This window comes from Stenotrophomonas sp. PA-6-5C, assembly GCF_021605635.1.
Lineage (GTDB): Bacteria > Pseudomonadota > Gammaproteobacteria > Xanthomonadales > Xanthomonadaceae > Stenotrophomonas > Stenotrophomonas lactitubi.
Genome location: NZ_WKEE01000007.1, coordinates 75481 through 96348 on the forward strand (window position 1 = coordinate 75481; position 20868 = coordinate 96348).

The 20868-nt window shown below is 66.6% G+C and carries 21 protein-coding genes; 8 read left to right on the forward strand and 13 right to left on the reverse strand.

From position 1 onward, the window contains the following. Nucleotides 1-45 precede the first annotated feature (45 nt). On the forward strand, nucleotides 46-477 hold the full coding sequence (locus GIW57_RS04495) for a pyridoxamine 5'-phosphate oxidase family protein (protein WP_236509268.1): 432 nt from the start codon (nucleotides 46-48) through the stop codon (nucleotides 475-477). Nucleotides 478-517: 40 nt separating this feature from the next. Here GIW57_RS04495 and GIW57_RS04500 read toward each other — a convergent pair whose 3' ends face one another. Both GIW57_RS04500 and GIW57_RS04505 read right to left on the reverse strand, forming a co-directional pair. Further along, entirely contained in the window at nucleotides 518-1903 is a 1386-nt protein-coding gene (locus GIW57_RS04500; RefSeq protein ID WP_236509269.1) for a DUF2867 domain-containing protein, read from the reverse strand. 11 nt (nucleotides 1904-1914) lie between these two features. After that, a complete protein-coding gene (locus GIW57_RS04505; RefSeq protein WP_025873922.1) occupies nucleotides 1915-2226 on the reverse strand; it encodes a metalloregulator ArsR/SmtB family transcription factor in 312 nt (103 codons plus the stop codon). 418 nt (nucleotides 2227-2644) lie between these two features. On the opposite strand from GIW57_RS04505, the gene GIW57_RS04510 reads away from it, so the two are divergent. From GIW57_RS04510 to GIW57_RS04530, 5 genes are all read left to right on the forward strand, one after another. Beyond that, nucleotides 2645-3112, forward strand: coding sequence for a DUF2975 domain-containing protein (locus tag GIW57_RS04510; RefSeq protein ID WP_236509294.1), 468 nt, complete (start codon nucleotides 2645-2647; stop codon nucleotides 3110-3112). Next, the gene (locus GIW57_RS04515) at nucleotides 3112-3336 is read left to right on the forward strand and encodes a helix-turn-helix transcriptional regulator (protein ID WP_100463812.1); all 225 of its coding nucleotides are present in this window, start codon (nucleotides 3112-3114) and stop codon (nucleotides 3334-3336) included. Before GIW57_RS04510 ends, GIW57_RS04515 begins: the two co-directional genes overlap by 1 nt. 62 nt (nucleotides 3337-3398) lie before the next feature. Next, entirely contained in the window at nucleotides 3399-4937 is a 1539-nt protein-coding gene (locus GIW57_RS04520) for a TerC family protein (RefSeq protein WP_059033509.1), read from the forward strand. An 82-nt stretch (nucleotides 4938-5019) separates the two neighbouring features. After that, entirely contained in the window at nucleotides 5020-6156 is a 1137-nt protein-coding gene (locus tag GIW57_RS04525) for a metallophosphoesterase (RefSeq protein ID WP_100465696.1), read from the forward strand. 181 nt (nucleotides 6157-6337) lie between these two features. Then, nucleotides 6338-7612, forward strand: coding sequence for an MFS transporter (locus GIW57_RS04530; RefSeq protein ID WP_236509270.1), 1275 nt, complete (start codon nucleotides 6338-6340; stop codon nucleotides 7610-7612). Nucleotides 7613-7616: 4 nt separating this feature from the next. Here GIW57_RS04530 and GIW57_RS04535 read toward each other — a convergent pair whose 3' ends face one another. Further along, nucleotides 7617-8564 (reverse strand): nucleoside hydrolase, encoded by a 948-nt coding sequence (locus GIW57_RS04535; RefSeq protein ID WP_236509271.1) that lies wholly within the window; start codon nucleotides 8562-8564, stop codon nucleotides 7617-7619. Between the two features lie 339 nt (nucleotides 8565-8903). Here GIW57_RS04535 and GIW57_RS04540 point away from each other — a divergent pair, with 339 nt between their 5' ends. Beyond that, complete coding sequence (locus GIW57_RS04540; RefSeq protein ID WP_236509272.1) at nucleotides 8904-9299, forward strand: SMI1/KNR4 family protein; 396 nt, start codon at nucleotides 8904-8906, stop codon at nucleotides 9297-9299. A 442-nt stretch (nucleotides 9300-9741) separates the two neighbouring features. Next, nucleotides 9742-10080 (forward strand): hypothetical protein, encoded by a 339-nt coding sequence (locus GIW57_RS04545; protein WP_236509273.1) that lies wholly within the window; start codon nucleotides 9742-9744, stop codon nucleotides 10078-10080. 92 nt (nucleotides 10081-10172) lie between these two features. Here GIW57_RS04545 and GIW57_RS04550 read toward each other — a convergent pair whose 3' ends face one another. From GIW57_RS04550 to GIW57_RS04595, 10 genes are all read right to left on the reverse strand, one after another. Continuing rightward, nucleotides 10173-10892: a GntR family transcriptional regulator gene (locus tag GIW57_RS04550; RefSeq protein ID WP_236509274.1), complete on the reverse strand. Its 720-nt coding sequence runs from the start codon at nucleotides 10890-10892 to the stop codon at nucleotides 10173-10175. Nucleotides 10893-10997: 105 nt separating this feature from the next. Beyond that, nucleotides 10998-12365: an SLC13 family permease gene (locus tag GIW57_RS04555; RefSeq protein ID WP_071305649.1), complete on the reverse strand. Its 1368-nt coding sequence runs from the start codon at nucleotides 12363-12365 to the stop codon at nucleotides 10998-11000. A gap of 117 nt (nucleotides 12366-12482) precedes the next feature. Then, the gene (gene mdcH, locus GIW57_RS04560; RefSeq protein ID WP_236509275.1) at nucleotides 12483-13403 is read right to left on the reverse strand and encodes a malonate decarboxylase subunit epsilon; all 921 of its coding nucleotides are present in this window, start codon (nucleotides 13401-13403) and stop codon (nucleotides 12483-12485) included. Then, entirely contained in the window at nucleotides 13400-14257 is an 858-nt protein-coding gene (mdcB, locus tag GIW57_RS04565; RefSeq protein WP_071305651.1) for a triphosphoribosyl-dephospho-CoA synthase MdcB, read from the reverse strand. Before mdcB ends, mdcH begins: the two co-directional genes overlap by 4 nt. After that, nucleotides 14254-14904 carry a malonate decarboxylase holo-[acyl-carrier-protein] synthase gene (gene mdcG, locus GIW57_RS04570; RefSeq protein ID WP_236509276.1) on the reverse strand — a complete coding sequence of 217 codons (651 nt, stop codon included), beginning with the start codon at nucleotides 14902-14904 and terminating at the stop codon, nucleotides 14254-14256. The genes mdcB and mdcG overlap by 4 nt, the downstream gene beginning before the upstream one ends. Further along, nucleotides 14897-15601 (reverse strand): biotin-independent malonate decarboxylase subunit gamma, encoded by a 705-nt coding sequence (gene mdcE / locus GIW57_RS04575; protein ID WP_236509295.1) that lies wholly within the window; start codon nucleotides 15599-15601, stop codon nucleotides 14897-14899. Before mdcE ends, mdcG begins: the two co-directional genes overlap by 8 nt. Before the next feature lie 2 nt (nucleotides 15602-15603). Continuing rightward, nucleotides 15604-16512: a biotin-independent malonate decarboxylase subunit beta gene (locus GIW57_RS04580; protein WP_236509277.1), complete on the reverse strand. Its 909-nt coding sequence runs from the start codon at nucleotides 16510-16512 to the stop codon at nucleotides 15604-15606. Further along, nucleotides 16509-16829, reverse strand: coding sequence for a malonate decarboxylase acyl carrier protein (gene mdcC, locus GIW57_RS04585; protein WP_099819354.1), 321 nt, complete (start codon nucleotides 16827-16829; stop codon nucleotides 16509-16511). The genes GIW57_RS04580 and mdcC overlap by 4 nt, the downstream gene beginning before the upstream one ends. Nucleotides 16830-16839: 10 nt before the next feature. Next, complete coding sequence (gene mdcA / locus GIW57_RS04590) at nucleotides 16840-18483, reverse strand: malonate decarboxylase subunit alpha (protein ID WP_236509278.1); 1644 nt, start codon at nucleotides 18481-18483, stop codon at nucleotides 16840-16842. Between the two features lie 180 nt (nucleotides 18484-18663). Next, nucleotides 18664-20862, reverse strand: a complete 2199-nt coding sequence (locus tag GIW57_RS04595) for a TonB-dependent siderophore receptor (RefSeq protein ID WP_236509279.1) — start codon at nucleotides 20860-20862, stop codon at nucleotides 18664-18666. Nucleotides 20863-20868: the final 6 nt, after the last annotated feature.

Genomic DNA, 20868 nt, shown 5'->3' on the forward strand with positions numbered 1-20868 from the left:
CGCACTGGGCAGACGCTGGGCGTCCACCTGTCGAAGGAACTGCCCATGAGCACGCTCACCCTGCCCGAACTGGCCAAGAAGATGGCCGGCATCGATTTCACCATGCTGCAGACCCATGCCGGTGGGCAGATCGCTGGCCGCCCGATGAGCAACAACGGCGATGTGGACTACGACGGCGACAGCTGGTTCTTCACCATGGAAGAGACCGACATGGTGCGCGAGATCAGCGCCGACCCGAACGTGGCATTGGGTCTCACCGGCAGCAAGTCGCTGCTGGGCAAGCCGCCGCTGTTCGTACACGTGCAGGGCAGGGCAGCGTTGATCCGCGATCGCGGCACGATGGCCCAGCACTGGGTGAAGGACCTGGAGCGATGGTTCAAACAGGGCGTGGACACGCCGGGGCTGGTGCTGATCCACGTGCACGCCAGCCGCCTCCATTACTGGGATGGCGAGGACGAGGGCGAGATCGTAGTCTGATTGCGGGGCCACACAGCGTCCCGTGCATTGCATCCGCGGGTCAGGAGTGCGCTGGCTCACCGGACCACGCTGCCAGTTCCGGCGCCAGCGCATGTTCCACTGCGCGACGCAGCAGTGCGGGGGCCACGTAATGGCGATGCGCGCTGTCGATCATCGCCATGTAGAAACGGCCAAATGCATTGAGCGTCTGCACGCGCGAGCCCAGACTGATCTCGACCTGTCCGTCCTCGTTGAACTGCACGCGTACGCTGCTGCGGAAGCGCAGATGACGGTCATCGGCACCGAGCAGCACTTCGGCGCACCGGTCTTCCGCATCCACCCGCGCATCCAGTACCGGGAAACGTCCACCGAAGACGCGGCTGCGGTCGCTGGACAGCAGTGACGACACCGGGCAACCCAGCGCGGAGGTGCGCAGACGCAGCGGCGCAACCAGGCGATTGCGCAGGGCCATCAAGCGGCCGACGCCGGCTGGCGGGTTGCGCAGGAATCCGTCCAGGACGTCGGCCAGCAGTGCGGAGGCGGAGCGATGGCCGGTCTGCCCGCCGTGCAGCGCCAGCGTGGTCGTGTCGTTGTAGTGACTGTGTGGCAGTGCGCTGGCGAGCATCCCCTGCGTGGGCGCCGCGCTGCTGCAGACCGGGTACGCCGGCGTCGCCCGTTCCACGAATCCACGCAGTGGCTCCAGGCTGAAGCGGCGCAGCGGCCCGAGCAGCGTGCGCGTATGCGCGCACAGGCGCGCGCGCAGGCTGGGTGCGGCCGCCTGCAGTGACAACTGCAGCAACGGTGTGGCCGCCAGCGTGGTTGCGGTGGGCCAGTGCGCGGCAGGCAGCACGTCGGTCAGGCTGGGAATGTCTGCGGCATTGGCCTGCGCTTGTGCGCGTGCCTGCTCGCTCATCGCCCCGGCCAGCTCATTGCTGTGGCACGAGAGCGCGAACAGGGCAGGGTGTGCCGGACTGTTCGAGGCGAACTGGTGCCAGGTGCCGCCGCCAAAGCGCACGGTGAACAGGCAATCCGGTGGGATGCGGACACGACGCAGCGACCGCAGGAAGTGCGCGGGATCATCCGCCAGCTGCCGATCGGATGCGCTGGCAAACCGCAGTTCGGTACCTGCACTGCCGGCGATGGCGGTGAACATGCGCGGCCCGGCATGGCGATGGAAGGGATGGCCGCCGGCACCCACCACGAAGCTGTACAGCGATGACGCATCGCCGTGCTGCAGGTGCATGCCGCCCAGCCGCGCCGAGGGCTCGTCCAGTGCATCGATGAAGGCCGGATGGTGGCGCTGGCGCTGGCTGGCATCGCTCACCAGCACATCGCCGGCACCGATGCCCAGCTGCGCGATCAGGGTGACTTCCACCGGGCCACCGCCGTCGTGTGCCGGAAGCTGGATACTCGGGAACGAACGGCTGGTGCGGGTCGAACCGGGCATCGCAGTGCTCCTCAGCGGGCGGGTGTCTTGCGGCGCGCGCGCGCTTCGCGCTTCAGCGGGCCACCGACCGGACAGACTTCGGCGGCCCAGGAAAACAACGTGTTGGCCAGGCGGTCGGGGACTTGCCGGAAGTACACGAACTGGCCGCGCTTCTCGCGTTCGATCAGGCCGGCGTCTTCCAGGATGCGCAGGTGGCTGGACAGTGCCGGCTTGCTGAAGTCGAAGCGCTCGGCCAGCTCGCCCGCGCTGAGCTCGCCAGCGCTGAGATAGGCCAGGATCTGCCGGCGTGCGGTGGAGGCCAGGGCTTCGAAGATGCGGTCCATGGGGTCAGTTAACTAATTCGTTAACTGATATTCCCGCTTGGGGCCGGGTGCTGTCAAGCGCGGGCGTGTCCGTTGCGCTTGCAGTCGCTGATGGATGCCAACGGCCTGACGCCGCTGCAGCCCGCCGAGGCCGCCACGCTGCTGCAGGGCCAGCCGGGCATGGCGTGAATGGTTCCGTGGGCCAGTGGCCGCTATGCGGTCAGCTGGGCCCACGATGGCACCCACCCGGCAACGCCGCCGGAGCGGAAGCGATTCAGCCAACAGCTCGTGGATGTGATATATCGTTTATCGATAAATCCACCCCGGGGCGGCAGCGCCGCTCCACATCGGAGGCTGCTTGACCGTTCGTCCCGCCCGCGCCCTTCCTGCGCGCGGCTTGTTCACCCTGGCCCAGACCGCCGTGCAGGCAGTGCGCGCGATGTGCTGGCTGGGCATCCTGGCCGCGCTGCTGGCAGTGCCGCTGGTGGCCTACGACCGCAGCTGGCTGCTGGACAGCGTGCACGATGCGCACGCGGCGGCCATACACGGTTCGCATCTGTTCCTGCATTTCTGCGTGGTCCTTGCCGCCATCGTCGCGCTGCTGGTGCTGTGCCTGGTGTTCCTGCGCCACCTGGCGCGGCTGCTGCGGTCTGCGGCCAACGAGCGCCCCTTCACCCATGCCAATGCCGTGCGCCTGCAACGCATGGCCTGGCTGATGCTGGCGATGGAGGTGCTGTCGATCGTGATCGGGCTCTACGCCAGTTGGATGGGGCCGGACTTCGCCTGGATGGAAGTGGGCGGCGGCATGTCGATCACCGGCCTAGTCGCGGTGCTGATGCTGTTCGTGCTGGCGCGGGTGTTCACCGTCGGCGCAGCGATGCGCGACGATCTGGACGGTGTGATCTGATGGCGATCGTCATCACCCTCGACCGCATGCTGCAGCAACGTGGCATGACCTTGTCCGAGCTGGCTGGGCGCATCGACATCACCCTGGCCAACCTGTCGATCCTGAAGACCGGCAAGGCGCGTGCGATCCGCTTTTCCACGCTCGATGCGATCTGCCGCGAACTGCAATGCAGCCCCGGCGACCTGCTCGGGCATGACCCCATGCAGGCGCAGGATGCGGATTGATCTTCGCTGCGCCGCACGCCTGCACCGCATCACTTTCCCCTTACTGACGAAACGGACCTGAAATGGAATGGTTGGCTGACCCCTCGATATGGATGGGCCTTGCAACCCTGGTCGTGCTGGAGATCGTTCTCGGCATCGACAACCTGGTGTTCATCGCGATCCTGGCCGACAAGCTGCCGCCGCACCAGCGCGACCGCGCGCGGGTGATCGGGCTGGCACTGGCGCTGCTGATGCGGCTGGTGCTGCTGGCCGCGCTGGCCTGGATCATGAAACTGACCGAACCGCTGGTCACCCTGTTCGAGCACAGCTTCTCCGGGCGTGATCTGATCCTGCTGGGCGGCGGACTGTTCCTGCTGTTCAAGGGCACGATGGAACTGCACGAGCGGCTGGAAGGCCGCGAGCATCACGAAGATGGCAAGAAGGTCTACGCCAGCTTCGCGATGGTGGTGGCGCAGATCGTGGTGCTCGATGCGGTGTTCTCGCTGGACTCGGTGATCACCGCCGTCGGCATGGTCGACAACCTCGGCGTGATGTACGCGGCGGTGACCATCGCGATGGCGCTGATGCTGCTGGCCAGCAAGCCGCTGACCCGCTTCGTCAACAAGCACCCGACGGTGGTGGTGCTGTGCCTGGGCTTCCTGCTGATGATCGGTTTCAGCCTGGTGGCCGAGGGCCTGGGCTACAGGATTCCGAAGGGGTACCTGTACGCGGCCATCGCGTTCTCGATCCTGGTGGAAGCGTTCAACCAGTGGATACGTTTCAACCGCGAGCGCAACGAGCAGCGCCAGCCGTTCCGCCAGCGTACCGCCGATGCAGTGCTGCGCCTGCTGGGCGCGCGCCAGGCCAACGGCCACGATGAAGAAGAAGCCGATGAACGCGGCAGTACCGAAGAACGCCTGCAGCCGGCCGAGCACGAGATGATCCGCAGCGTGCTGGGCCTGGCTGACCGCCCGGTGTCCAGCGTGATGACCGTGCGTGCCGACGTGCAGTGGATCGACATGGCGCGCGGTGACGACGACGTGGTCGCCCGCCTGGTGGCGTCGCCGCATACGCGGATGCTGGTGGGCGACGGTGACCTGGACAGCCTGCGTGGCGTGGTGCAGAGCCGCGACCTGCTGGCCGACCTGCTGCAGGGCAAGCCGCTGCAGCTGGAAGGCAACCTGCGCGAGCCGCAGTACGTGCTGTCCAGCGCCAGTGCGTTGCAGGCCCTGGAGCTGATCCGCCAGCACCCGGTGCCGCTGGCGGTGGCGGTGGACGAGTACGGCAGCGTGGAAGGCCTGGTGACCGCCAACGACCTGCTGGCGGCCATCGCCGGTGACCTCGCCGATACCCAGGACGAGCGCTATGGCGTGGTCGCGCAGGGCGAGGATTGCTGGGACGCCGACGGCGCGCTGACCCTGGACGACCTGCAGCGGCTGGCCGGCGTGTCACTGCCGCGCAGTGCGGACTACATGACCATCTCCGGGCTGGTGCTGGAACAGCTGGGGCGCCTGCCCGACATCGACGACACGCTGGAGGTGGCCGGTATCCGCATCACCGTGCTGGCGATGGAGAAGCGCCGCATCACACGATTGCGGGTGGAGCGCTTGCCCGAAGCATGATGGCGCCGGGGCCGGGCCTGAGCTCGGCTCTATCCATTGCCATCTTCTGCCGTCACCATGGCGGGCCTGTTTGCCGTTCTGGATTGTCGTAGTGCTGAGTACGATTGGTTTTCTGATGGGCCTGTATGTGGCCTGGCGCCTGTTCTGGCCGTTGCGCCTGCCTGTCTGGTTGAAGGTGGTGCTGTCCGCGCTGCTGGTGGGCATTGCCGTGCAGCTGCGCATCGTCGCCAGCTTCTGGGGCACGATGGCCTCGCCGGAGATTCCGAAGATGGCCATCGCCACGCTGGCCACCGGCTCCACCGCCGTGCTGCTGCTGGCCCTGGCGCTGCTGGTGCTGGACGCCGGACTGTTGGCTGCCCGCCTGTTGCGCGCACCGCGTGCCCTGTCTGCACTGCGCGGCAGGGCGCTACGCCCGTCCGTTGCGGTGCTGGCGCTGCTGCTCAGCGGCTTCGGTGTCAGCCAGGGCATGGCCGTACCCAAGCCGCGGCAGATCGAAGTGGCCATTGCCGGCCTGCCGCAGGCCTTCGATGGCTACCGCGTGCTGCAGCTCACCGACATCCATGCCAGCCGCCTGCTCACCGGCGCCTGGGTGCGCCAGGTCGTGGCGGAAAGCAATGCGCTGCAACCGGACCTGGTGGTGATCACCGGTGACCTGATCGACGGCAGCGTGCAGGCGCGCCGCAACGATTACACCCCACTGGCGGACCTGCGAGCGCCGGACGGGGTGATCGCCATCACCGGCAACCACGAGTACTACGCGCAATACAGCGAATGGATGCAGGCGTTCCGCGCGCTGCACATGCAGGTGCTGGAAAACAGCCACACCCAGGTGCGCCGTGGTGATGCCGCGCTGACCATCGCCGGGGTGACCGATCCGGTGGCCTCGCGCTACGGCCTGCCACTGCCCGACCTGGACGCCGCACTGGCCGGTGCCGACCCGACCGCACCGGTGATCCTGCTTGACCATCGGCCTCGCAATGCACGCGAAGCGGCTGCACGCGGGGTGAAGCTGCAGCTTTCCGGGCACACCCATGGCGGCCAGATCATCGGCATGGACCAGCTGGTGAAGCGCGCCAACGGCGGCTTCGTTTCCGGCCGCTATACGGTGGATGGCATGACGCTGTACGTGAGCAACGGCGCCGGCCTGTGGGCGGGATTCCCGGCCCGCATCGGCGTGCCGTCGGAGATCACGTTGATCACCCTGCGTCGGGCACGGTGACAGAGTGGGGTCGGATCCCTTTGCGAATGGCAAAGGGCTCTGACCCCGTTTGCCACGGAGGGCGAGCATCCACGCATGGCGTGGATCTACTGCTTCCCTTCCGGGGCATCCACGCACGGCGTGGATCTACTGCATCGTCACTGCCGCCATGACATCCTTCGGCCATGAAGGAAAGCACGCAATGACCGCGGGGCGGCAGCGCTCGATGTGGGTGGCCGGCCTGTCCACGGTGGTGGAGTGGTACGACTTCACCCTGTACCTGTACTTCGCCACGGTGCTGTCGCGGGTGTTCTTCGGCGGCGGCCAGGAGGCGATGCTGGTTACCTTGGCCGGCTTTGCGGTGTCCTATCTGATGCGTCCGCTCGGTGCGCTTTGCTTCGGCCACCTGGGCGACCGGCTCGGCCGGCGCTGGATGCTGCTGGCCTCGATGGCGCTGATGGCGGCGGCCATGCTGGCCACCGCGTTGCTGCCGACCGCCGCGACCGCCGGCGCGACTGCTGGCGTGATGTTGCTGATCCTGCGCTGCGTGATGGCGTTCTCGGTGGGCGGCGAATACACCGGCGTGGTCGCCTATCTGCTGGAAAGCGCGCCGATGCGCCGACGTGGCCTGGTCACTTCGTTGGCGTCGGCGGCCAGTGAAGTAGGTGCGTTGCTGGCGGTGGCGATCTCCGCCCTCACGGTGGCGCTGTTGCCTGCGCCACAGCTGGACAGCTGGGGCTGGCGAATCCCGTTCTTCTTCGGCGCGGCGCTGGCACTGGTGATCCTGATAGCGCGTTCGGGCATGCACGAATCGCCGGAGTTCGAACGGCAGCGACGCGAGGGCAGCATTCCGGCCACGCCGCTGCGGCATGTCCTGCGCAACCACCCGGGTGCGGTGGCGCGCACGTTTGCGATTTCCGCGCTGGGGTCGATCACCTACTACGTGGGCATCACCTATGTGCCGGCGTTCCTGCACGCGCAGGGACATGACGAAGGCGATGCGCTGTGGCTGTCGACCATTGCAGCGGTGGCGGTGATCGCGATCACCCCGCTGTGCGGCGCGTTGTCCGACCGCTTCGGGCGGCGTCCGCTGTTGCTGGGGCTGACGGTGCTGGCGGCGCTGCTGCCGCTGTCGATGTTCGGCTGGATGGCGTCCGCCGCGCCGTTGGGCATCGCGCTGGCAGCGGTGGTGCTGGCCTGCGTGGCCGGTGGCATCAGTGCCGTGGCGGCACCGGCCACGGCAGAACAGTTCCCGGGCGAGGGCCGGGTCAGTGGACTGGCGTTGGGGGTAACCATGGCCACCGCGGTGTTCGGCGGGGCGACGCCCTGGCTGGCGCAATGGTGGGTGGAACGCAGTGGTTGGGCGGCGGCGCCGGGGGCGATGATCGCGCTGGTGGCGGTGCTGGTGCTGCCGGTGCTGTGGACGCTGCCGGAGACCGTGCCGAAGACCCGCCCCGTGTCCCGGGGCGGGCAGTGAGCGCTTAGACCTTCAGGGTCTGCTCGATGTCGGCCAGCACCGCAGCCGCATCAACGCCAATGGCAATCGACTGCAGCACGTGGCCGTCCCACACGCTGGGGCCGAAGCCCATGCCTTCCGGCTTGGGAATGGTCATGCCACGGGCGACGCCGTCGGTGGCCACGCGCACGCTGGCGCGCTCGAACTGGAACAGCTCCGGGCGGGTCAGGGCGATGCAGGCGCAGCAGTCGTGCACGACCATGCCCTTGTGGCCGGCCTGCAGATAGAAGTCGACGTAGTCCTGCGACAGGGCGCGGACCAGTTCGGCATCGGCGCCACCAATGGCGGCCAGCTTGTCCAGGCCGTCGCGGTTCATCTCCACGCGGGTGGTCACGTCCAGGCCGATGGCGGTGACCGGCCAATGGGCAGTGAACACGATGTCGGCCGCTTCGGCGTCGCCCCAGATGTTGGCTTCGGCCGCCGGAGTGATGTTGCCGTTGACGTGGAACGCACCGCCCATCAGCACCACGCCACGCACCAGGCCAGCGATGTCCGGGGCGTGTTGCAGGGCCAGCGCCAGGTTGGTCATGCGGCCGACCGCCACCAGGGTCACTTCGCCCGGATGGGCGCGCACCAGGTCGATGATCAGCTGGTGGGCCGGGCGCGCATCAGCGGCCACATCCAGGACCTCCGGCACCGGGTGGTTGCCCAGGCCATTATGGCCATGGATATGCACCGGCCAGGCTTCCGGAGTGTCTTCGGGCTGCAGCGGGCCTTCAGCGCCGCGCGCGATCGGCGCGGACAGGCCCCAGGCCTGCTTCAGGTACAGCGCGTTGTGCGTGGTCGACTCCACCGAGGCATTGCCGAAGGTGGTGGTGACACCGATCAGGTCGATCTGGGCGTGCTTGTGCAGGTACAGCAGGGCCAGGGCGTCGTCGACGCCCGGGTCGGTATCGAAAATGACTTTCAGCATGTTGTTGTTCTTCTTCCGTGTGGTGCGGGGGGCGCCGGCGGCCCGGAAGCAGGCCGGCGCGCCCTGTATTGTCCCATCTTCATGACGGGCAGGGCGAACCAGGGCGCCGGTGGGGGCATATCATCGCCTACAAGGTAGGGTATCGACTCGAACCGTTTGAGAGCTGTCCTGCCAGACTCCGAACCATCTTCATTGATGATGAGCCAGTGCCACTTTGCATTGCCGACACCTACTATGCAGAGAACGGCAGCACTTCCGTATTTGAAGAGCGCACCTGGCTCATTGGCAGGAGGTGACTCCTTGGTGGAAACAATTGCAGAGAGTTTCAGGAAAATAGCGATGAAATATCAACTAACAGAAGGACAGCTCAATGGTCCAGCTCAACTTTCGGTCATTGATAGCCTGCCAGAAGACTTGAGAACGGCACTCCCTAAGAGCTACCTTGAATTCCTTAAGACTCACGACGGCGGCGAAGGATTCATTGGCGATAACTACATCATTTTTTGGAAGGCAGAAGAGCTGGTTGATTTCAATCGTGAATATGAAGTCGAGACGGATGCGCCCGGTGTATTTTTGTTCGGCTCCAGCGGGGGAGGAGAAGCGTATGGATTCGACATGTGGGATGTCGCTATGCCGATAGTAATGATTCCTTTTATAGGCATGGATCGTCAATACGCCATCTTGGTAGCGGCCGACCTTCCAGATTTATTTGCGCAATTGGCAGAGCGAGAATGATTGGCCTGGATAAGCACGCACGCCCTAAAGGCATGGAGCTGTTCGAGCTTAGACCCGTTATCGTTGGCGGTGATCCGGTCAGCCCTGAGAACAAAGCCTGGTTGACGAGAGAGCAGCATTTTGAGGCTGTGCGCTACTGGAATAGGATTGTCAGAAGTCTGCGTGATGGGCCGAAGTAGCTGGAGATAGAAAGGTGTAGAAGGAATAGGTCAGGAACGGCCAGCTTCGATATCAGACATCTGTAATTGCTAAGCGAACCGGAGGATGTCCGGCTCGCGCAAGATGGTTTGTAGAATTCCTGCAGGTCTGACTAAAATGCTCGGTCAACATTTATCGATAGCCTCGCAGAGTATTTATTCGAACGGAAATCCGAAGGAAAAGCCGCGCTGCAACCAATGGATCAGTCGCGGTAGGTATGCCCCCCTGCTCAAGGAGCTGCGCCATGCTGGTGGTAACCCTGGTCTTGGTCGCCCTGGTATTGGGCTTGAACCTCGTCGCCACCTTCGTGGTGCTGGGGCGCGAAGAGGTGTCGGCGGGCGGCCGGACGGTGCAGCTGCTGCTGGTATGGCTGCTGCCGCTGGTCGGCGCGATCGTGTGCATGGCGATGGCCACCGCCGATGACTCACCCGCGCGGGGCGATGGCACTGGCGGTGGACCCGCCGATTTCTCCGGCGGCTATTCCGGCGACAGCAACAGCCACCACAGCTACAGCAGCTCGGACTGCGGCAGCGGCGACAGCGGTGGGGGCGGTGACGGCGGCAGCTGTGGCGGTGGCGATTGACGCAAGGTTCCTGGTTGCCGGCCAGCGGCCGGCACTACCGTGACCTGGCCTCGCCCTGGTAGTGCCGGCCGCTGGCCGGCAACCCCATGAACTCAGCTTCCGCCTTCGGTCGGCAGCGGCGCAGGCACGTTCAACAATCCGCCGCTCGCCACGTAGGCGGCCAAGGCCTGGCCCTGGCTGAGCAGATGCCGCTCCATCGTGCGTTCGGCGGCCGCAGCATCGCGCTGGCGGAAGCACTCCATCAGTTCCCGGTGTTCGGCCAGCGACTGCGCGGTGCGCCCCGGGGCCAGCAGCTGGCGCCCGCGATGCATCTTCAGGATGCGGTGCAGGTCGTGGGTGATGCGGATCAGCCACGGGTTGCCGGCGTAGTGCTGCACGGTCTCGTGGATGAGGTAGTTGTTGCGGTAGTACTCGGCGATGTTGCCGTCTGCGGCCGCCGTTTCCATTGCCGCGTGCAGGTCTTCCAGCTGCTGCACGCCGGCGTCGTCGATGTGCTTGACCGCTTCATGCGCACAGCGGCCTTCCAGCATCGCCATCACCGGGAACAGCTGGTTGAGGTCTTCCAGCGTCAATCGGGTGACCCGCGCACCGCGGCCCGCATCGATCTGCACCAGGCCTTCGGCAGCGAGCAGCTTCAGCGCTTCACGCAACGGCGTGCGGCTGATGGCCAGTTCCTCGCACAGCGCCGGTTCGTCGATCCACTCGCCCGGTGGCAGGCGGTAGTCGTAGATCCGCTCGCGCACGTGTTCGGCCACCTCTTCGTACAGAGGGGCGCGCTTCTTCGGAGTACGCGGAGCGGGAGCGATGACCATGCACAAAGTGTAACGCCAGGTAGTGCCGGCCGCTGGCCGGCAACCTCATGAAGCCATCCAGCGATCATGGGTTGCCGGCCAGCGGCCGGCGCTACCGTTGGCTGGTTACATCCAGCCCGGCACCACGAACACCAGCCAGGCCAGCAGCGGGCCGAATGCCACCACCAGGCCGCTGTAGACCAGGAAGCGGCGGAACAGCGTTTCGCGTTCTTCCTTCGCGGCAGAGGCCACCACCAGTGCGCCGTTGGTCGAGAACGGGCTGACATCGACGATGGTGGAGGACACGGCCAACGCGCAGATCACGCCGGCGGCGCTGAGATGGCCTTGCATCAGGAACGGCACCGCCAGCGGAATGGTGGCACCCAGCACTGCTGCCGACGAGGCGAACGCGGAGACGATGCCGCCCACGTAGCAGACCAACAGCGCGCCCAGCAGCGGGATGCCGATGCTGGAGACACCGTGGCCGATGAAGTCCACGGCACCGGCATGTTCCAGCACGCCGATGTAGGTGACCACGCCGCAGATCAGCAGCACGGTGGACCAGCTGATGCCATCCACCGCACCCTTCTGGCTCTGCGGCGACAGCAGTGCCAGCACCACCGCAACGGTGATCGAGACCAGGCCGACGTTGAGGTTGTAGATCAGCGCGGCCACGCCCAGGCCGAGCAGGCCGATCAGGGTGAACAGCCGTTCGCGGGTCAGGCCCACCGCATCCAGTGCCACCGGATCGTTGGACAGGGTGCCACCACCGGCCGCGACCAGCGCACCGTGGCCTTCAATGGCGAACTGCCGCGACGAGGCCTGCGGACCACCGGCCATCGCCAGTTCCGCGGTGCCGACCGTGCCTGCCGCAGTGATCGAACCGCGACGCAGCAGCGCGATGCCGCCGAAGGCGAAGAAGCAGATCGTGGCCATCATGAAGTTGAAGCCGAGGCTGGTCAGGAACACCGCCATTTCGGTGACTTCCAGCCCGGCCTTCTGCACCACGCCGTTGGTGATGCTGCCGTACACGCTGATCGGCGAGAAGCCGCCGGCCTGCGCGCCGTGGATCACCAGCAGGCCCATCATCAGCGGGTTGATGTTGTACTGCTTGGCAAAGCGCAGCGCGACTGGTCCGATGATCGCCACCGCGGCCGGGCCGAGCGCGCCGAAGGCGGTCAGCACGGCGGTGATCACGAACATCACCCACGGAATGGCCACGATATGGCCGCGTACCGCTTTCACCGCCCAGTGCACCAGCAGGTCGATGGTGCCGTTCTTCTGCGCGATGGCGAACAGGTAGGTGATGCCGACCAGGGTCAGGAACAGGTCACCCGGGAAGCCAGCGAGGACTTCCTTGCCCCCCATGTCGACCCAGAGACCGCCGACGATGAAGGCCAGCGCGAAGGCGACGGCACCCATGTTGATCGGCATCGCAGTGGCGACGATGAACATGATCACCAGACCGATGATCGTTGCAATTTGTGGAGTCATGCGCCCTCCCAGACACCTGATTCGCGTACTGCACGGATGGAAGCCCGCCATCCCGGGGTATGGCCTGTTACGTACTGCGCGTTACGTACTGCTCAAACCCGCTACTGCTCAAACCCGTTACTGCAGCCGCTGCAGCGCGCTGCGGACCCACGCCGCCGCGCCGTCCAGGGTCTGGAATTCCTCGATCGCGCGCACCTCGCAGCACGGATAGGCCGGCGCGATCATGCGTGCCAGCGCGTTGCCCGGGCCCAGCTGCAGGAACACACGCGCGCCGCGCTCGAATGCCTGGCGCATCACCTGTGCCCATTCGATGGTCTGCGCCAGCTGCGCGGACAGCGTATGCACCGTCGTCGCGGTGTCGCGTACCGGCCGTGCATCGATGCCGGCCAGCAGTGGCAGGCGAGGAGCATGCAGGGTGGTGGCCTGCAGCGCTGCGGCGAACGGTTCGACTGCCGCCGACAGCAGGGGCGTGTGCGCTGGCACATGCACCGGCAGCAGGCGCACCTCCGCGCCCTGCGCATGCGCGGCAGCGGCCAGCGCATTCAGTGCCTGTTGCGTGCCGCCAACGATGAAATGATCTGCGCCGTTGGCGATGGCCACATACGCGCCGTGTGTGTCACACAGTGGCTGCAGCGTCTGTCGATCCAGGCCGAGGATCGCCTGCATGCCCGCACCGGCGGGACTGGCAGCATCCATCAGGCATGCGCGCTGGGCCGACAGCGAAAGACAGGTGGTGGCGTCGAAGCTACCGGCGACGGCATGCGCCGCCAGTTCGCCGATGCTGTATCCGGCCAGCACGATCGGGCTCGGCAGGGTGTCGCGCAGAACATGCCATTGCGCAATGCTGGCGGCGCACAGCAGCGGTTGCGCCTGCGCGTTGTCGAAGCGGTCGTCGGCGGCTGCGGCAGCGAACACGTTGCGTTCCAGCACATCGCCCGCCGCATCCAGTACCGCGCGTGCAGCGGCGATGCCACGCACGCGGTCGAACATCGCCGGATGCTGCGCACCTTGTCCGGGGCAGAGCAGGGCCAGGCTCATGCATCCTCCTGCTGCAGCAGGAACCAGGCGCAGGCCAGCAGATCGGCACTGCCGCCCGGGCTGAGCCGGCGCATCACGAAGGCATCGCCCATGGACTGCAGGCGCATGCGCCAGTCCGGCGCGAAGGCGCCACCCGAGGAAAGGAATGCGCTCGCTTGTTGCTGCGCCCAACACAGGCCCTCGGCGCCACCACGGTGCAGCAGGTTCAGATCGTCCACCTGTGCCACCAGCTGCATCAGCGTGTGGCACAGCGCGGCATCGCGCGGCAGGCCGCTGTCCAGCGCGTGGCGCAGGGTGGGCAGGGCCAGCTCGCGCAGCACCGGGTAGCCGGCGGCAGCCTGCTCGCGCACACCGCTGACCCCATGGCGTGCACGCGCGCGCTGTCCCGGGCTGTGAGGGTCCAGTGGCGCCGCGATGAGCGCGTCCTTCCACTGCTGGACCGCCAGACACACCTGCGCGGCGGGTACTGCATGGCCATGCACGCGCCTGCGCTCTGCAGCGGCAGCCACCAGCAGGCCAAGGCTGAAGATCGCACCGCGATGGGTGTTGATGCCGCCGGTGGCGGCCAGCATGGCCGTTTCGGCCGCAATGCCGTGATCGCGCAGCACCGTGAAGGGGGCACCCGCGGCACCGGCCCTGGCCACCGCAGTGAAGTAGTGGCGCAGGGCAAACAGGCTGCGCAGGAAGGTGCTGGCATCCATGTCGTCATGGCTGCCGCTGTTGAACGGCGTGATCAGGCCCGGTTTCGGGGCGCAGGCCAGCTCGGTGTGCAGGCTGGCAATGGCCAGCCGTCCCAGGCGTGCGCTGTCGACCACCATACCGAGTGCAGGAATCTGCTTGCGGGCGGCAATCATGCGATCGCCTCGCGCGGGGCGAACAGCGCATCGCGCGCCTCCAATGCGGCTCCGTCCAGACGTTTCACCAGCACCTGGCGACTGCGGCCGGCAAGTTCGCGCCAGTTCACCGCGCCGCCATCGGGCAGGCACAGCTCGCCATCGAGACGATGCGGATGGCGGGTCTCCCATGCCAGCAACTGCGCTGTCAGCGCCTCGGCCTGCGCGGCATCGGTCACCTGCCATAGCAGGTCGATGTCCGAACGCTCATGCACGTAGGGCAGGGCGGTCAGCCATTGCCAGGCGAAGGCGCCGAACATCCGGGCCGGGGCCAGTGACTGCAGGTCGTGAAGTGATTCCTGCCACGCCTGCGGAACAACGGCGTCGCCCGCTGCCAGCAGCTCACTCAATGCCGGCGGCGCGTGCATGCGAGCGACGTCCCGCAACGGCACGCGCAACGACAGGCGCTGCTTGCCTTCGGCCGGTGGCAATGGAATGCCCAGTCGCAGGCGCGGATCGGGATCATCCGCTGCACGACGCGCCACCACCGCAGGCAAGCCCTGCGCCAGCCATGCGGCAAGGCGCGGCTCGTGCGTGGGCACGTCGGCCCGCCAATCGGCATCGGCCGACAGCCAGACCAGCGTGTGCCGGGCAGGCCGCTCAGGCATTGCCCTGGCTCACGGCAGCGGCCACCTGCGCAGCCAATGTGCGGCCACCGCGTTCGGCGCCCAGCGCCGCGCGATGGTCACCGTCGGCGGGTGCGCGCAGTGCATCCAGCAGGTGACGCGCCAGGTCGCCATCCCACAGCGATTGCACTGCGCCCATCGCTACATAGTTCTCCACGCCCGGCGCGAACACCGGCGAGGTCAGGCTCAGTGCCTGCAGTTTTTCCAGCGGCTGCTTGGTCACCCGTGCCATCGCGCGCAGGTCCATCACCCGCACCTGTGCATCCGGCAGGGCATGGACGTGGTCGGCCATCAGCCCGAACGACAGGAAGCCACCGCTGACCGATTCGCCATAGACCAGCGTGACCAGGCGCGAACCACGACGGCGGGCCAGGTCCAGGGTCTGTGCGAGGTGGGCGAAGTAGCCGTTGATGCCCAGCAGTTCGTCGCGACGCGCCAGGCGCTGGCCGGCGGTATCGACCAGCATCACGATCGGACGCTGCGGATGTGCAGCGGTGCTGGCCAGCACCGTATCGGCCAGCACCAGGGCGTGGTCCACGCCTACTTCGATCTTGTCGGTGGTGCCGATCACGGTCACCTCGCCGTCGTCGGTGGTCGCTGTTCCGGTCAGTACCGAATCATTCACCGCGATTGCATGGCCACGCGGGAACAGCGCGTCCAGCAATGTAGTCAATGGCATGCTCATGGCAGGCTCCGGTGAGCGGTGGCAGCAAGGAAGGCATCGGTTTCCAGCAGCGCCAGGCGTTCTGGGTCCGCTATGCCCTGGCGTGCCCAGATCTGCAGGCCATCGTTGCAGTCGCCCCATGCGTCCACGCGTGCTTTCAATGCGGCGTGGCGTGCCTGCAACGCGGCCAGCGCCGCGTCGGTGTCGGTGCTTGCGGTGTCTGGCTGCAGCGCATCAAAGGCCGCCTGCGCAAACGCGCCGATCGCATCGGGCACCAGCACCTGCGCCTGGTCGATCAGGTAGCGGTGCTTGCCGCCGGTCACCCGCCACACCAATGCGCGGTCGCGCGAATCGAATTCCTCCACGCCGCGCACGGTCTCGATCACCTCCGGGCCAGACAACGACAGCCGTCCCTCCTCGGACATGATCACCGTGCTGCAGCAGCGGGCGACGATGCCCATGCCACCGAAGGCGCCGTTGCCACTGCCGATCAGCGCCACTACCGGTACACCGGCTGCACGCACACCCAAAGTGGCTCGTATGATCTCGGAAATGGCGATCAGGCCGGCGTTGGCTTCATGCAGGCGCACACCACCGGTATCGAGCAGCAGCAGCACGCCATCGGGATGGGTGGCCGCCGCGCGGCGCAGCAGGCCGGTCAGCTTGGCGCCATGCACCTCGCCCACGCCGCCGCCCATGAATTCCCCCTGCTGCGCGGCCACCAGCACGCGTTTGCCGCGCAGGCGACCCTCGCCGACGACGATGCCATCGTCGAAGGCGGCCGGTTGGTCGAGCTGCGCCAAGTGCGGACTGATCGCGCGTCCGGCAGGACCGAGAAATTCGTGGAACGAACCTGCATCGAGCAGGCCGGCGATGCGCGCGCGGGCATCGGCTTCGTAATAGCTGTTGCGCTGTGCGAGCGTCATGGCTGGCCTCCGGCATGCAGGGTCTCAACCGCCTGGTCCAGGCGCAGACTGACCACGGCCGGTGTGGCGCCGGCATCGTTTATCGAGACGCGTACATCACGCAGGGGGTGACGCTGGGCGAAGTCGGCGATCACCGCCTGCCATACCGTGCCGAAGCCACGCGCGGCGGTGATGATGCGCACCGTCATCGCACCGTCCAGGTCGGCCGGTTCCAGCAGGATTTCCAGGTTGCCCGAGGCCAGTACGCCCACCAGCACAGCATCGGTGGGGAAGCGCACAGGCGTCGTGCCGTCGAATCGATAGTCGAGGGTTTCCATGGCGTGCCCCTTACCAGTTGCGGAAGCGCTTGGGCGGGTCGTACAGACCGCCGGACCAGCGCACCAGGTCTTTCACCGAACGCGCGGCAAGAAGATCGCGGCTGGCGTCACGCACGTTGATGCCGAGATCGTCCGGGCGGCGGATCACTCCGCGGTCGCGCAGGTTTTCCACCATGGCGCGATCGCGGCCCCTGCCGACGGCGGTGTAGCCGGCCACGCCGCGGATCGCCTGCTCGCGTTCTTCCGGGCTGCGACACAGCAGCAGGTTGGCGATGCCTTCCTCGGTCAGCACATGGCTGACGTCGTCGCCGTAGATCATCACCGGCGGCAGCGGCATGGCTGCGCGTTCGGCCAGCTCCCAGGCATCGAGGCGGTCGACGAAGGCCGGCGCCATGTGCTCGCGGAAGGTTTCCACCATCTGCACCACCAGCTTGCGCCCACGCGGCATCTCGCCCGGTCGCGCGGCCTGCTGGCCTGCCTTGATCCAGGCGTCGCTGGCATGGCGACGGCCGCGTGCATCCGAGCCCATGTTGGGTGCACCACCAAAGCCCGCGATACGGTCGCGCGTTGCGGTGGAGCTGTTGCCCTGCAGATCGATCTGCAGGGTGGAACCGATGAACATGTCGCAGGCATACAGGCCGGCAGTCTGCGAGAACGCACGGTTGGAGCGCATCGAACCATCGGCGCCGGTGAAGAACACATCCCCGCGCGCGGCGATGTACTTCTCCATGCCCAGTTCCGAGCCGAATGAGTGCACCGATTTGACGAACCCCGATTCGATGGCCGGAATCAACGCCGGGTGCGGGTTGAGCGCCCAGTGCTGGCAGATCTTGCCTTTCAGCCCCAGCGATTCGGCATAGGTCGGCAGCAGCAGTTCGATCGCCGCGGTATCGAAACCGATGCCGTGGTTGAGCCGGTTCACCCCGTACTCGGCGTAGATGCCCTTGATGGCCATCATCGCCATCAGCACCTGGATCTCGGAGATCTGCGCCGGGTCGCGGGTGAACAGCGGTTCGATGTGGTTCGGGCGCGGCGCCTGCACCACGAAGTTGACCCAGTCGGCAGGAATATCGACGCGGGGGAGGGGGTCGACGATCTCGTTGACCTGGGCGATGACGATGCCGCCACCGAACGCGGTGGCTTCCACGATCACCGGCGTATCTTCGGTGTTGGGGCCGGTGTAGAGATTGCCGTGGCGGTCGGCGGCCTGCGCTGCTACCAGTGCCACGCGCGGGGTGAGATCGATGAAGTAGCGGCCGAACAGTTCCAGGTAGGTGTGGATGGCGCCGATCTGGATGCGGCCTTCGGCCACCAGGTTGGCCAGCCGTACCGACTGCGGCCCGGAGAAGGAGAAGTCCAGCCTGGAGGCGATGCCGCGCTCGAACACATCCAGGTGCGAGGGCAGCGACAGCACCGACTGCACCATGTGCAGGTCATGCACGCGTGCCGGGTCGAGGTCGGCCAGCGCCTGGGCAAGGAAGTCGGCCTGCTTCTGGTTGTTGCCTTCCAGGCAGACCTTGTCGCCCGGTTCCAGCAGCGCGTGCAGCAGCTCGGCGACATCGCCGGCCGCCACCTCATGGCCACTGGCCCATGGCGCGGCGCGTTCCAGCCGCGCCTGGCGGCCCCGCTCCAGCGTGTCCCAGCTCGGGTTCATCGACGGACTTCCGAATGGCGTTGGGATAATTACGCCATAATTATGGAGACGTGCGCAACCCGCAGCGCAGCAAAGAAAAGGCCCGCGCGGAGGCGGGCCCATTCAGGTGGGCCACGACCGTTGGTCGTGGCGGAGCGTCGGCCGACCAACGGTCGGCACCCACCGTTTCCGCTGCGCGCCTCAGAACTTCCAGCGCAGGCTGGCCGCCACGAAGCGCGGTTCGCCGTAGTTGTTGTAGTCCAGGTTGGCCCAGTAGGTCTTGTCCAGCGCGTTGCGCACGCTCAGCGTCGCCGTCCAGTTGTCGCTGATGCGGTAGTTGGCGTTGAACTGCACCAGCGCATACGCCGGCTGGTTCACCGTCACCGTGGTGCCCACACCGACCGGGTAGGGGATGTTGTAGCCCTGCACCTTGCTCTGCCACTGCACGCCACCGCCGATGCTCAGGCGCTCCAGCGCGCCGCGCAGCTGCAGCTGGGTATTGAGCTGCAGCAGGTTTTCGGCCGGGTTGGCGTACAGCAGGTCGGTGGCCGCACGGGTCACCTTGACGTGGGTATAGCCAGCGTTGACCGTCCAACCCGGCAGGATCTCGCCGTTGACGTCCACTTCCCAGCCACGCGCCTTGGTGCCGTTGACGCCGATGTAGGCCGAGCTGCCATCGCTGAGCGAGCCTTCCGGCACGCCCATGTCACGCACCGCGTAGTTGTCCTGCTTGGCTTCGAACACCGCCGCGTTGGCGGTCAAACGGCCGTCGAACCACTGCGTCTTCAGGCCGGCTTCCAGGTTGGAGCCCTGCACCGGTGCCAGCAGGTTCTCGTTGCGGTCCTTGTAGTTCTGCGGGTTGAAGATCTCGGTGTAGCTGGCATAGGCCGCCACGTTCGGGGTGATGTCGTACACCAGGCCCACGTACGGGGTCACTTCATTGCTCACCTTGTACGCGCCGCTGGTAGCGGTATAGGCGCCGGCGGCGTTGTAGGCACGGGTCTGGGTCTGCCAGCGGCTCAGGCGTGCGCCGGCGATCAGCGCGAGCGGGTCGGCCAGGCGCAGGCGGGTGGCCAGGTAGAAACCGCTCTGCGTGGTCCTGGCCACGCGGCGTGCGCCGGTAAGGGTGTACGTCACTTCGGAGATGTCGCCATCCCAGGTGTGCACGTTGGGGATGTAGTAGCAGCGCTCACGGCCACAGGTCGCCCAATCGCGCGGGTAGTTCAGCGCCAGGGTATTGGTGGTGCCTTCGAGGTCGGCCCACTGTGCGCCCACGGTCACGTCGTGCTCCTGGCCCCACAGGTTGAAGGTGCCGGTCAGGTAGGCGTCGACGTTGCGGCGGGTGTCTTCCGAATCGCCGGCGGCGGTGCGCAGGTAGATGCCCGCGCCGGTCACCGGGTCGGGATTGCCGGTGCCATACAGGCGCATGTTCTGCACGTTGCCGCGGGTGTAGGCGGTGTTGATCTTCAGCAGCCAGTTCTCACCGAAGCGCTGTTCCAGGTTGGCGAATACCGTGCTGGTCTCGCGCTGCCAGTAACTCCACTTCGGTGCCAGGTTGGTCGAGCGCGGCAGATGCGCGAAGTCGCCCTTGCTGTCGAAGAACGGCACGGTGCCCCAGGTTGAACCCACCGGGTTGTTGTCCTGGGTCTGGTAGCCGACGGTGACCGTGGTGCTGTCGGTCACGTCGCCTTCCAGCACGGCCATGCCGGCCATCTTGTTCTCTTTGTAGCGGTCGTAATAGAAATCGCGATCGGTGTAGGCGGCGACCACGCGGCTGCGGAAGCGGCCGTCGGCGGTCAGTGGTGCGGTCACGTCCGCCTCCATGCGGCGGTAGTCCCAGCTGCCGGCACTGACCGAGAACGAGGCGTCGAACTCCTTGCCCGGGCGCTTGCGCAGCAGGTTCACCGTGGCCGACGGCACGCCGGCGCCGCTGAGCAGGCCGTTGGCGCCGCGGATCACTTCCACCCGGTCGTAGAAGGCGGTGTCGTATTCCTGGTTGGTCGAGCCGCTGTAGGTGGGAATGCCGTCCACCTGGAAATCGGTGATGGCAAAGCCGCGCGCGTAGTACAGCGGGCGCTGGGTGTCATAGAAAGACACGCTGACGCCGGTGACATTGCGCATCACGTCGTTGAGGCTGAACAGCGACTCGTCCTGCAGGCGCTGCAGGCCGATCACCGTGGACGACTGCGGCGTTTCCTGCAGGGTGATCGGCAGGCGGGTGGTGCTGGACGGCGGCGCGGACTGCTCGGCGCGCACGCTGACCCGGTCCAGGGTCTTGGCGTCGGCTGCATCGGCAGCGACATCGGCAAACGCCGACGGTGCAGCCAGCGCGAGAGAGGACAGCAGCGCAGCGGGCAGCAGCGCACGGCGGGGCAGGCGGGTACGGAAGGTCGGGGACATGGTGGG